This is a genomic window from Mucilaginibacter sp. P25, from assembly GCF_050859465.1.
Taxonomy (GTDB): Bacteria; Bacteroidota; Bacteroidia; order Sphingobacteriales; family Sphingobacteriaceae; genus Mucilaginibacter; species Mucilaginibacter gossypii.
Genome location: NZ_CP193937.1, coordinates 531,390 through 543,725, shown reverse-complemented (window position 1 = coordinate 543,725; position 12,336 = coordinate 531,390). Strand labels below are relative to the sequence as shown.

The window sequence follows — 12,336 nt, the reverse complement described above, 5'->3', positions numbered from 1 at the left end:
AGAGCTGAAGGATTTTCCCTCAGCTCTTTTATGTTTTTTAGCTTTCTGCTTTAAGCCTTCGGCCTTCAGCTCAATTAGCAGTATTGTTCAAACGCGTCAATCAGGTTATCGGCAATCATTTGTGCCGGGCGGCCTTCTATCTGGTAGCGCTCAATTATATGCACCAGCTTGCCATCTTTAAACAGCGCCATGGCAGGTGACGATGGCGGGTAAGGCAGCATATAGTTACGCGCGGTATCAACAGCTTCTTTTTCCATGCCTGCAAAAACGGTTACCAGTCTATCTGGATGTTTGCCGTTTGCGGCGGCAATTTTTGCAGCTGGGCGTGCGTTTGCCGCAGCACAGCCACATACCGAGTTAACCATTACAAATACTGTACCTTCGCTTTCAATAGCGTTTTTTACAGCATCGGCATCTTTTAATTCTTCAAAACCAACCCTGGTCAGATCTTCCCGCATCGGGGCTACTAAATATTCCGGATACATCATTTTTTTTGCTTTACAATAAAATCAGTGTTACAAAAATAAGAAATGATACTTGGTTTACGTTTATAAAAACTCAATAATAACAATTGGTTGACGATTAACGTAGGAGGCTATTTCATTGATAGCCTGTTTACATACATTTAATATTGTTTTATTAACAGTAATTTTTAACTTGCATATCCCTAATTATTTTGAATTTGATGAAACTTAAAACACCTGATATTAGCACTGTTGTTATCATCAACAAAAATCAACAGCATACAAAATCATTACAAATAAAAACCAAGCATCTTAACAGGCTTAAACACTACGCGTGGAGCATAGCTGCTATTGTAGCCGTACTTGGTGGTTTGGTGTTTTACCTGCATCATAAAAGCACTGTACAGGAGGCCGAAAACCAGCAGTTACAGGCGCAGATAGCTAAACTTAAAGGCAGCATGCCGGTTGTTAATGCAGAGGTAAATACGCAGGGTACTGCCCAGTCGTACATTCAATCTATCGAGGGTAAACTTAAAACTATAAATGAGTATTTAAAAAGGCGCGGCCTTAAAGGTTTCACAGTAAAAGGAACCGGGGGCGATGGCAACAGGGAAGGAGTAAAACTACCCGATACTGAAGCTTACAGTCTGTATGACGATTACCTCAAGCGTTTAACAAGCACTATTGCGTTTACCCCGATGGGCTATCCGAGGATCAGCTCGTTTACTTCATTTTTTGGTTACAGGAGCGATCCTTTTGATTCGGAACATGCCGAGTTTCACCCTGGTATTGATTTTAAAGGTAACCGGGGCGATGCAGTAAAATGTACGGCCAGCGGCAAAGTTGTTTTTGCTGGATGGGCCGGTGGATATGGTAAATGTGTCAGGATTCAGCATATTAACAACCTGGAGACCTTGTACGGCCATCTTTCAAAAATTGAAGTGAAGGTAGGGCAGCAGGTTACCGTTGGTGATAACATAGGCAAGGTAGGTTCAACCGGGCACTCAACGGGGGCACATCTGCATTATGAAGTACGTAAAAACGGGAAGCCGGTTAACCCGGTAAATTTTTTAACCCTGAATAAATAAGTTCTAAGCAGGAAGTTTGTTAAGTCGGAAGTCTTAAGTCCTGAGTCGGAAGTTGACCATGGATTATTATGATGCAGATTTAGAACTATCGACTTCGGACTTAGAAGTTAAGACTTTAAAAACATGGCTATTTTTTCTAAAAAAGATAAAGTTGCGCTTGATTTACAGGCAATCTCGACCCTCATTAGCGAAGGCAGTGTATTAGAAGGTAACCTGAAAGCCCCGGCTTTTGCACGGATCGACGGACTTGTTAACGGCGATGTAATGGTTGATGAGGGCCTGATCCTTGGCGAAAAGGGAGAGGTTAAGGGAAATATAAGTACCAAAGAGATCTTTGTTTATGGCACGGTAAGGGGCGATATTAATACCTCCTCGCTTGAAATAAAAGCTACAGGCCGCATAACCGGCGACATCAAAACACAGAACCTGGCCGTTGAAAATGGCGGGGTTTATAATGGTAACCTGACCATGCAGCAGGGAGAGGTGCAAAAGCAGTTACAGGCATAGATAGCTTTTTTAAGTTCTTGCTGCTAAATAGCACAATTGCCCGTTCTTGTCAATGAAAACCAAACATTTCATTTTCACAAGGATATCAGTTAACTTTGCACTCTCAAAATAAAATCGATATGTCATCAGTAGAAACTGCATTCGTTAAATACAAAGTAAAAGATCTGTCGCTGGCAGAGTGGGGCCGGAAGGAAATTGAACTGGCTGAGGCTGAGATGCCCGGCTTAATGGCTTTACGTAAAGAGTACGGCCCAAGCCAGCCGCTTAAAGGCGCAAGGATTGCCGGTTGTTTGCACATGACCATCCAAACCGCTGTTTTAATTGAAACCCTGATTGCCCTTGGTGCCGAAGTTACCTGGTCGTCATGTAATATATTCTCAACGCAGGATCATGCTGCTGCTGCTATTGCTGCCGCCGGCATTTCTGTTTACGCCTGGAAAGGCATGAATGCCGAAGAATTTGACTGGTGCATTGAACAAACTTTATTTTTTGGCGAAGACCGCCAGCCGCTTAACATGATCCTTGATGATGGCGGTGATTTAACCAACATGGTATTGGATAAATACCCTGAGCTGGTTGCTGCTATCAAAGGCTTATCAGAAGAAACTACCACCGGCGTACACCGTTTATATGAGCGCATGAAAGCAGGAACCCTGCCAATGCCAGCTATTAACGTTAACGATTCGGTTACCAAATCAAAATTTGATAACAAATACGGTTGCCGCGAATCATTGGTTGACGCTATCCGTCGCGCTACCGACGTGATGATGGCCGGTAAAGTGGCCGTTGTTTGCGGTTATGGCGATGTTGGTAAAGGTTCGGCCGATTCTTTACGCAATTCCGGCGTACGTGTTATTGTTACCGAGATCGACCCGATCTGTGCTTTACAGGCTGCAATGGAAGGTTTTGAAGTTAAAAAACTAAGCACTGCTATCACTGAAGCTGATATCGTGGTTACTGCTACAGGCAACAAGAACATTGTTCGCGAGCAGCACTTCCGCGCGTTGAAAGATAAAGCAATCGTTTGTAACATCGGTCACTTTGATAACGAGATTGACATGGCCTGGTTAAACGGTGTTTATGGCAATACCAAAGTGGAAATTAAACCACAGGTTGATAAATATACCATTGAAGGTAAAGACGTTATTGTGTTAGCCGAAGGCCGTTTGGTTAACTTAGGTTGCGCTACCGGTCACCCAAGCTTTGTAATGAGTAACTCGTTCACCAACCAAACTTTAGCTCAGTTAGAGCTTTGGACAAATGGTGCCGCTTATGAAAACAAAGTTTACACCCTGCCAAAACACCTGGACGAAAAAGTAGCCCGCCTGCACCTTGCAAAAATCGGTGTTGAGCTGGAAGTACTTGACCAGGACCAGGCTGAGTACATCGGCGTAACGGTTGAAGGTCCGTTTAAACCGGAATATTACCGTTATTAATCTTTTTAAGGTTAAAGCATAAAGGCGAAAGCTGAAAGGTTTTTGCTTTGAAAATATGAGAGGCCGCATCACTTGTTTTTGGATACGGCCTTTTTTGATTTATATGATTTGATGTTTTTCATGAGTTAAGCCCGATGAACTATCCCGGGCATAATATGATCAACCGTTTTAGAAGTCGCGGTTGAGACGTGATTTTACACTTGAATAACCGCGCGCAGGCCCTGACAACGTAACTATAATTACACAATATATTTTTTACATAATTAAGTAATATTTATGTGTCCGTAACTGTTAATTGTTTGTCATTTGCTAATATTGACAATCGATTACAATGTGTGATCTGTGCACATTTATACCTGTTTTATGCGTAAATTATTTACTTTATTATTTGTTGTTATTGCATTTTCGGCCCGGAGCCAAACCAGGGGCGACTTTTCGGGCACCGTTACCGATAGCAAGAACCAGCCTATCGCGGGCGCTACGGTGTATTTGCTCAATACCAACTACCAAACCAGCGCCGACAGAAGCGGAAAATTTATTTTAAAAAGCATAACTGCCGGGAAATATACCTTGCATATCAGCGCTATTGGCTATGCGGCTAAAAATATCCCGGTAATTATAATCGGTACCAGTCGCCCAATAACAATTCAGTTGAATGATGCCAGCAACCAGTTGGATGAGGTTACAGTATCGGCGCAAAAAACAGAAGAACAGGCCCAACGTGTACCATTCAGTATTTCAACGCTCTCGGCCAAACAAATCCAGGATTACAGGCTTTGGGATTTAAAGGATCTTACTGCCATTGTACCTAACTTAAACTCGGGCGCCCCCGGCGATGGCCGTACCGTTACCGGCATCCGCGGTATTGTTACCACATCATATGACCCCGCCGTTGCAACCTATGTTGATGGTGTAAACCAATACGGACTGGATACCTATATCCCCCAATTGCTGGATGTGGATAGGATAGAAGTGCTTCGCGGCCCGCAGGGAACGCTTTATGGCCGTAATGCTACCGGCGGTGTTATCAATGTGATCACCAAGCAGCCATCAAACACCCTGAGCGGTTTTGCCGGTGTTGATGTGGGTAACTACAATCAGCAACGCTATACGTTAGGTATTAAAGCGCCGCTGGTAAAAGATAAATTCTATTTAGGCGTAGCAGGAATATATTCTGGCTTTAATGGTTTTTATACCAATACATTTAACAATACCCATTTTGATAAACAGCACTACTTTTTGGGTAACTACTACCTGAAGTTTTTGGCTACCCCCAAACTGGCCTTTACGCTGAATGTAAAAAACTACAACAACCGCAACAACGGCGCGTTCACCTTAGCAGGTTCGCCTGATGATGCTTTAAGCCATCCTTTTGAGGTTAACCAGAACGCTACGACTAAAATGGTTGATAATACTTTTCAGTCATCATTAACGGCCAACTACAGCGGCAATGATTTTAATTTCACTTCGCAAACATCCTACCAGGTAAACAACCGCTATTATACCACACCTATCGATGGCGATTTTTCTCCTATCGACGCCGTATCTATCATAAATAATTATGGCGGCAAATGGAACAAGGTAAAAACCACCATTCAGGAGTTCCGCTTTACTTCGCCGGCATCATCAACCTCAAAATTGAAATGGGCAGCCGGTACTTATGGCTTTTATCACTATGCGCCAAACAGGCAGGGTACTTACTTTGGTGACGATGCCGGCGCTGTTGGCTCACCGATGACTGATTTTACCAGTATCAATACCAATACCGACCGAAACTATGGCATAGCTGTTTACGGACAGGCTACTTATGCCGTGAATGAGCAGTTTGATATCACAGCTGGTTTGCGTTATGACTACGAGCATAAAAAGGAAAACGTAATGGGCGAGTTCCTGCCAAAGGGCGGCGAGTCGGTTGTTACCCGCTCGGATACTTCATCAACGGCGCACTATAAAGCATTTACGCCTAAGGTTAGCCTGGCTTATCATGTATCAGCACATAATAACCTGTTTGCTACTTACAGCCGCGGTTTTCGTGCGGGGGCATTACCGAATTAGGTTCTGATCCTTCTTCTCCGCCGCTTTATTCTTTCAAGCCCGAGTACAGCAATAATTTTGAAGTAGGATCAAAAAACGACTTTTTAGATAATCGGATCCGTGTAAACGTAACCGCGTTTTACACCCGCGTTACCGATGCCCAGGTACCAACACTGGTATTGCCTGATGCTATTACCATTACCAAAAACGCAGGCAAGTTAAGCAGCAAAGGTATCGAGGCCGAAATTAACGCCACCCCAATTAAAGGCCTGGAGTTTGATTACAATTTTGGTTACACCCACGCCCGTTATACTACTTTAGTAGTTGGCAGCAATGGTGAAGAAGTGAATTTAAAAGGCAACAAGCAAATTTATACGCCTAACATCACCAGCATGCTGGCCCTGCAATATGGCTATGATCTGGGCGGGCTGCTGAAAACTAAATTGATTGCCCGCGGCGAGTGGCGCTATCTTGGCGATCAGTATTTCGACCTGGCAAACCAGATAAAACAAAAAGGCTACAACAAGTTCAACGCGAGGGTAGGTGTAAGCACCAAAAGGTTTGGGTTGTTCTTTTGGGAAAGCAATATCGCCGACAAAAAATACATTGATTATGCCTATGATTTCGGCGCGACACACTTAGGCAACCCGCGGACCTATGGAGTGTCGCTGAATACTACTTTTTAAGTTAAACTTCTTATAGAAGAATGTCATTTCGACGAGCATAAAGGCCATAAGCGGTGGCTGCGAGGAGAAATCTTCTACGCTATGCTTAAAGCTGGTTTAGGCGTGTAAGGTTTCTCTTTCGCCCCGACGCACTGATCTCTACCGCTCCGTCGAAATGACATTTTTATTTTAAAACTTTCAGTTATTCTGGCCTATAATATCCCGGATATTTTTTGTTAATTCATTTAAAATCTGATTTATACAAAATCATCATCCGTATGAAAAAGAATATCCTGCCGCTGCTCATCGCTATAATTACCATTGCTATCACTTTTCCCGCGCATTCGCAGGTTATTACCAAATACGGAGATAACGTAAGCACGCTTGATGGCATCATGAAAGCTTATTACGATGTGGTCTCGGTTAAGAAAGGCGAAAAGGTAAGCTATGAGCGCGACAGCCTGCTGCATATTGCCAATGCTCATGTTGGTGCAGGCTATACCGATAAACAAGGCAAACAGCAGTTTAGCTATATGACGTTGAAGGAATACCACAAACTGGCCGACCCATCATTGTCAAAAAATGGTTTTGATGAGCGGGAGATAGCCCGCCGCGTTGAAAAATTTGGCAGTATTTACCATGTATGGAGTACCTATGAATCGCGCAACACAGCCGACGGCCCTGTAACCGAGCGCGGCATCAACAGCATTGAACTCTTTAACGATGGCACCCGTTTCTGGATTCTGGCATGGTTTTATGACGGTGAGCGCAAGGATAACCCGATACCAGCGGAGTATTTGAAATAGTTTTTAAGTCGATGGACCATAGTCGATAGACCATAGCCAAAATTAAGTGCCATGGACTATGGCCCATCGACCATGGACTTTTTCAACTTTCCAACTAAATACCTAACTTCACCGCCCTGAAATCATATACTTTAATTATGAAATTATTAGAAGGAAAAACCGCGTTGGTTACCGGCGCGTCAAAAGGAATAGGCCGCAAGATTGCCGAAAAATTTGCCGAGCATGGCGCTAATGTAGCTTTCACTTATTTGTCGTCTGTTGAAAAAGGCCAGGCCCTTGAGCAGGAGCTGCAAAGTTTTGGCACTAAAGTAAAAGGTTACCGTTCTGATGCTTCCAAATTTGACGAGGCTGATAAACTGATTACCGATATTGTTGCTGATTTCGGTACGCTTGATATTGTTGTCAACAATGCCGGTATCACTAAAGACGGTTTGCTGATGCGCATGACCGAAGAAAACTGGGACGAAGTGCTCGACGTAAACCTGAAATCGATATTTAATGTTACCAAGGCTGCCTCAAAAATCATGATGAAAAACCGTAAAGGTGTATTCATTAACATGAGCTCGGTTGTTGGTGTGCAGGGCAATGCCGGCCAGGCCAACTATGCTGCCTCAAAAGCAGGTATCATTGGTTTCTCTAAATCAGTAGCTAAAGAACTGGGCTCACGTAACATCCGTACCAACGTAGTTGCCCCGGGCTTTATCCGCACCGAAATGACCGAAGTGCTCGACCCTAAAGTTGTTGAAGGCTGGGCAGCAGGTATTCCGCTTAAACGCGCGGGTGAAACTGAGGACGTAGCCAATGCCTGTGTATTCCTTGCATCTGATATGGCCGCTTACATCACCGGACAGGTTATCCCTGTTGATGGTGGTATGTTGTAAGAATGCACCCCTCTAAATCTCCCCCAAAAGGGGAGACTTGAAAAAGCTTTTAAGCCCTCTCCTTTGGAGAGGGTTGGGTGAGGTTTAAAACTTATTCCCCTCCTTTCACAATAATTTCGCATTTTGCAGGTAATGTTTATTGGGCCGGATGATCTGCGCCCTGATGATACTATAGCTACAAATGTTTTCACTTACATGGGGTTCTGTTTCGGGATGGTGGTTGCCTGCCGGTTTATTGCTTGGCTTGGCATATGCCTGGCTCATGTATCGCAAGCCGGTTGATCTTGGTAAAAACTTACGCTATGTCCTTACCGCTATCCGCGCGGTTACCGTGTTTTTCATAACGGTGCTGCTCATCTCTCCCCTGGTAAAATCGGTTAAATATGAGCCGCAAAAGCCTTTAGTGCTTATTGCGCAGGATAATTCATCGTCCATCAATACTTTTAAACCTGCAGGCTTTAACTCATCTGTCTTTGTCGATGATCTGGCTAAACTAAAACAGGAACTTGGCGACAAGTATGATGTGCAGGAGTTTAATTTTGACAAAGCCCTGCATCCCAGTCTTTCAAAAAAATTTAATGGTAAGCAAACCGATATAGCAGGCGCGTTGCACCAGCTTAACGACAGGTTCACTAATCAAAACATCGGTGCGCTGATATTGGCAACTGACGGTTTATACAACCAGGGTAATGATCCGCAATATGAGGCCAGGAATATCAAAACCAGTATTTACACCATAGCCCTTGGCGATACTACGGCTAAGCGCGATCTGCTCATCGGAAATGTAAACTATAACAAAACGGCCTTTTTAGGAAATGATTTTGTGATAGAAGTGCTTGCCACGGCCTACCAAAGCAAGGGCGAAAGTATGAACCTGTCGGTTACCGAAGATGGTAAACAGGTGTACGCCCAAAGCATTGCGGTAACCGCAAACGATTTTAAAAAAATCGTCCCCATAAAGCTGAACGCAGCTAAAAAAGGCATCAGAAAATATACTATCAGCATTGCTCCTGTTAAGAACGAGCTATCCATCCAAAACAATACCGAAACTATTTATGTGGAAGTGCTTGATGCCCGGCAAAAGGTGCTGCTGTTATACAACGGTCCGCATCCCGATTTAACGGTGATTAAGCAGGCTATCGAAACCAATAAAAACTTTGAGGTAAAGGCAAGTTCACTTGCTGATGCTGCAAGCATTAAACCGGCAGATTATAGCCTGGTGATCCTGTACCAGCTTTCGGCAGGCGAATACCCGCCGGTAAAAAGCTTTATTGCTAAGAGCAAAACACCGGTTTGGTATATCGTTGGTTCACAAAGTAACCTGCAGGCCGTTAACAGTGAGCAAAACACGGTGCGCATAAGCGCAGGCCGTGCTGAAACCCAGGAAGTGATGCCCCTGCCAACTAATGATTTTACGGCTTTCACCCTCTCAGATTCAGCGCGAAAAAAGATTACCGCCTTTCCGCCATTAATAGCGCCGTTCGGCGGTTATGGAACCGCTGCAGGTGCTTCAGTTTTATTGAAACAAAAGATCGGGACTGTAGCTACTACCTATCCTTTACTGGCCTTTGGCGATGAGGCTGGCCGGCGTATAGCCGTATTAACCGGCGAAGGGCTGTGGCGCTGGCAACTGGCCGAATATCAAAACTATGGTAACCGCAACGCTATTGACGAATTGCTGAGCCAAACGGTACAGTATTTAACTGCCAACGCAAACCGTCAGCGTTTTCGTGTTTATCCGGCCCGTAATGTATTTGATGAAGGGGAAAACGTGATCCTTAATGCCGAGTTATATAATGAAGCCCTTGAGTTGATTAACATCCCTGATGTGAAGATAGAGCTGAAAAGCACGGCCGGAAAAAACTATAGCTTCCTGTTTACACGTACCGGGCAAAGCTATCAACTTGATGCGGGTACCCTCCCCATAGGCGAATACACCTACAATGCATCAACCCAAAACGGCAAACAGGAGTTTAAAGCTACCGGACAATTAACCATAAAACCGCTTAACCTCGAAACCCGCCAAAGCGCTGCTAATCATACATTGCTTAATACCCTGGCCAAACAAAGCGGCGGGCAAATGATCAAACCATCGCAGCTAAGCCAGCTTGCCGACCTGATCCGCAAAAATGAGAACATCAAAACGGTGGTTTATGAAGATAAGCATTACAGCGATTTGATAGATCTGAAATGGCTGTTTGGGTTGATCCTGCTGCTATTATCAACCGAGTGGTTTTTGAGGAAGCGGGAAGGGGAAGTGTAAGGTAGTAGAGTCAAGACCGCAAGAAGTAAGAGGCAGGGGAAGAAAGAAAAAAGCGGGGCATGTGCGATTTCAAGCCACTGTTTATTTCTTCTCAATGTCATTTCGATAGAGCTGGGGGGCTTGAGCGGTGTAGCGAAAGAGAAATCTTCTACATCAAGCTCTACACTGTACCTGTAAAAGCAAGGCGTAGAAGATTTCTCCTCGCCTCCGGGGCGCAAATCCCACCCTTGATCTCGTCGAAATGACATTCTTTTCTATTAATGATAACGTTAAAAAGATATGTACACAGTAGGTTCCAGTGGAGGGAATCGCACGGGCCCCAGCTTTACTACACTTTACTTCTCCCTCGTCTCCGGGATTACCACGTAAACATCCTCATTGGCTTTTTTCATGAGGTACTTTTCACGGGCAAATTTTTCCATTTGCTGTGGGTTGGTGGTTAATTCTTTAAGCTCTTTGGTCACCTGGTCGGTTTGGGCTTTGTAGAAATCGCGCTCGAGCCTTAGTTTTTTAACCTGCTGGTGGTATTGGTATTGCGAAAAAAGATCGTTCCTGTCAAAAAATATCATCCACACCACAAAAGCAATGGTAACCAGGAAAAACTTGTTCTTGAAAAGATCTATAAGGCGTTTCATTGATACCGGCTGGATAATTTTCATTTAAAGCTATTTAATTTTTTCGACCGTTACAAATATGCTTATTAACTTATTAACAGGAAAGTTTTTTGCGGTGAATGGTTGATTGAGTTGATTAGGTGAGTGGTTGGTTTTCGGAGATTATAACTACTCACTTAATCAATCATTCACTTAATCAACTTAATATTTATCCTCTTTTAGCTCCACTCATACCGCTGGCTCCGCCGCGACCAGCCTCTGAACGGCTGCCGCCTGATCTTTTATTGCCGCCTGAGCGGCCGTTACCGCCCGGACGGTTATTGCCGCCACCTCCTGACCTGCGGTTGCCGCCCCGGCCGCCACGCTGGCCGCCGCCCGAGCCACCTTTTTTAGGCGCTTCGTTTATTTTAGCTGCCATAGCTGCCGGACTAAGCGGGTATGGATGACCTTCCTCAATCGGAATCTGTTTGGCTATTAGCTTGTGGATATCTTTCAAAAATTCCAGCTCTTCAGCATCGCAAAATGAAAATGCTATGCCATTGGCACCAGCCCGGCCCGTACGGCCAATACGGTGTACATAAGTTTCGGGTACGTTTGGCAACTCGTAGTTGATAACATGGGTAAGGTCATCAATATCAATACCACGGGCCGCGATATCTGTAGCTATTAATACTCGGGTTGTGCGGTTTTTAAAGTTAGTTAAAGCACGCTGCCTTGCATTTTGTGATTTATTACCGTGGATGGCTTCGGCAGTGATACCTACACGGTTCAGGTCTTTAACCACTTTATCTGCACCGTGTTTGGTACGGGTAAATACCAAAACGGTTTTAATGTCCTTATCTTTCAGGATATGGATCAGCAACGATTTCTTATCTCCCTTATCCACATAATAAACTGCTTGCTGAATGGTATCCGCAGTTGATGAAACCGGGGTAACTTCAACTTTTTCGGGGTTATTCAGGATACTATCTGCCAGGCTTTGGATCTCTTTTGGCATGGTGGCCGAAAAGAACAATGTTTGCCTTTTTGCCGGTACTTTAGCTATGATCTTTTTAACATCGTTAACAAAGCCCATATCTAACATACGGTCGGCTTCATCCAGTATCAGGAATTTAACATGCTCCAGGTGAACATAACGCTGGTTCATTAAATCCAGCAAACGGCCCGGTGTTGCCACTAAAATATCAACACCGCGGCGCAAAGCATCAACCTGCGGGTTTTGTGATACACCACCAAATATAACCAGGTTTTTAAGGCCGGTATGTTTGCCATAATTGGTAAAACTTTCGCCAATTTGAAGGGCAAGCTCGCGGGTTGGGGTTAAAACCAATGCTTTAATGGTTTTTTGCTCTTTGTGGGCTATCCTGTCCTGGTGTAATAATTGCAGGGTGGGGATAGCAAAGGCCGCTGTTTTGCCTGTACCGGTTTGGGCACAGCCCAATAAGTCCCGGTGTTGTAATATGATAGGAATGGCTTGTGCCTGTATTGGAGTAGGTGTGGTATATCCCTCTGTTTTTAAAGCCTTGAGGATGGGCTCAATTAAATTTAAATTTTCGAATGACATTCTGATTGTTTGTA

At 44.3% G+C, this 12,336-nt stretch carries 11 protein-coding genes; 8 read left to right on the top strand and 3 right to left on the bottom strand.

Annotated features, from left to right (window positions below; translation table 11 throughout):
* Positions 1-74 precede the first annotated feature (74 nt).
* Positions 75-485, bottom strand: a complete 411-nt coding sequence (locus ACRQ5D_RS02815) for a BrxA/BrxB family bacilliredoxin (protein ID WP_091166947.1) — start codon at positions 483-485, stop codon at positions 75-77.
* Positions 486-685: 200 nt separating this feature from the next.
* Here ACRQ5D_RS02815 and ACRQ5D_RS02810 point away from each other — a divergent pair, with 200 nt between their 5' ends.
* The 8 genes from ACRQ5D_RS02810 (at position 686) to ACRQ5D_RS02775 (ending at position 10,144) form a co-directional block, all read left to right on the top strand.
* Complete coding sequence (locus ACRQ5D_RS02810) at positions 686-1,552, top strand: M23 family metallopeptidase (protein WP_091165599.1); 867 nt, start codon at positions 686-688, stop codon at positions 1,550-1,552.
* A gap of 123 nt (positions 1,553-1,675) precedes the next feature.
* On the top strand, positions 1,676-2,059 hold the full coding sequence (locus ACRQ5D_RS02805; protein ID WP_091165603.1) for a bactofilin family protein: 384 nt from the start codon (positions 1,676-1,678) through the stop codon (positions 2,057-2,059).
* Positions 2,060-2,178: 119 nt separating this feature from the next.
* Entirely contained in the window at positions 2,179-3,495 is a 1,317-nt protein-coding gene (gene ahcY / locus ACRQ5D_RS02800) for an adenosylhomocysteinase (RefSeq protein ID WP_091165610.1), read from the top strand.
* A gap of 363 nt (positions 3,496-3,858) precedes the next feature.
* A complete protein-coding gene (locus ACRQ5D_RS02795) occupies positions 3,859-5,550 on the top strand; it encodes a TonB-dependent receptor (protein WP_431199061.1) in 1,692 nt (563 codons plus the stop codon).
* Complete coding sequence (locus tag ACRQ5D_RS02790; protein WP_431200936.1) at positions 5,538-6,215, top strand: TonB-dependent receptor domain-containing protein; 678 nt, start codon at positions 5,538-5,540, stop codon at positions 6,213-6,215. Before ACRQ5D_RS02795 ends, ACRQ5D_RS02790 begins: the two co-directional genes overlap by 13 nt.
* A gap of 257 nt (positions 6,216-6,472) precedes the next feature.
* Positions 6,473-7,000, top strand: coding sequence for a hypothetical protein (locus ACRQ5D_RS02785; protein ID WP_091165618.1), 528 nt, complete (start codon positions 6,473-6,475; stop codon positions 6,998-7,000).
* Positions 7,001-7,137: 137 nt separating this feature from the next.
* Positions 7,138-7,881, top strand: coding sequence for a 3-oxoacyl-[acyl-carrier-protein] reductase (gene fabG / locus ACRQ5D_RS02780; RefSeq protein WP_090529006.1), 744 nt, complete (start codon positions 7,138-7,140; stop codon positions 7,879-7,881).
* Positions 7,882-8,062: 181 nt separating this feature from the next.
* Positions 8,063-10,144 carry a hypothetical protein gene (locus ACRQ5D_RS02775; protein ID WP_143020727.1) on the top strand — a complete coding sequence of 694 codons (2,082 nt, stop codon included), beginning with the start codon at positions 8,063-8,065 and terminating at the stop codon, positions 10,142-10,144.
* Positions 10,145-10,479: 335 nt separating this feature from the next.
* Here ACRQ5D_RS02775 and ACRQ5D_RS02770 read toward each other — a convergent pair whose 3' ends face one another.
* Together ACRQ5D_RS02770 and ACRQ5D_RS02765 are read right to left on the bottom strand one after the other, a co-directional pair.
* Positions 10,480-10,803, bottom strand: coding sequence for an FtsB family cell division protein (locus ACRQ5D_RS02770; protein WP_223266154.1), 324 nt, complete (start codon positions 10,801-10,803; stop codon positions 10,480-10,482).
* Positions 10,804-10,966: 163 nt separating this feature from the next.
* Complete coding sequence (locus ACRQ5D_RS02765) at positions 10,967-12,322, bottom strand: DEAD/DEAH box helicase (protein WP_091165625.1); 1,356 nt, start codon at positions 12,320-12,322, stop codon at positions 10,967-10,969.
* Between the last annotated feature and the right edge of the window lie 14 nt (positions 12,323-12,336).

Excerpts from the sequence above, each read along its gene's own strand:
- ACRQ5D_RS02815 (WP_091166947.1), bottom strand. The coding sequence starts at position 485 with ATGTATCCGGAATATTTAGTAGCCCCGATGCGGGAAGATCTGACCAGG.
- ACRQ5D_RS02810 (WP_091165599.1), top strand. The coding sequence starts at position 686 with ATGAAACTTAAAACACCTGATATTAGCACTGTTGTTATCATCAACAAA.
- ACRQ5D_RS02805 (WP_091165603.1), top strand. The coding sequence starts at position 1,676 with ATGGCTATTTTTTCTAAAAAAGATAAAGTTGCGCTTGATTTACAGGCA.
- ahcY (WP_091165610.1), top strand. The coding sequence starts at position 2,179 with ATGTCATCAGTAGAAACTGCATTCGTTAAATACAAAGTAAAAGATCTG.
- ACRQ5D_RS02795 (WP_431199061.1), top strand. The coding sequence starts at position 3,859 with ATGCGTAAATTATTTACTTTATTATTTGTTGTTATTGCATTTTCGGCC.
- ACRQ5D_RS02785 (WP_091165618.1), top strand. The coding sequence starts at position 6,473 with ATGAAAAAGAATATCCTGCCGCTGCTCATCGCTATAATTACCATTGCT.
- fabG (WP_090529006.1), top strand. The coding sequence starts at position 7,138 with ATGAAATTATTAGAAGGAAAAACCGCGTTGGTTACCGGCGCGTCAAAA.
- ACRQ5D_RS02775 (WP_143020727.1), top strand. The coding sequence starts at position 8,063 with ATGTTTTCACTTACATGGGGTTCTGTTTCGGGATGGTGGTTGCCTGCC.
- ACRQ5D_RS02770 (WP_223266154.1), bottom strand. The coding sequence starts at position 10,803 with ATGAAAATTATCCAGCCGGTATCAATGAAACGCCTTATAGATCTTTTC.
- ACRQ5D_RS02765 (WP_091165625.1), bottom strand. The coding sequence starts at position 12,322 with ATGTCATTCGAAAATTTAAATTTAATTGAGCCCATCCTCAAGGCTTTA.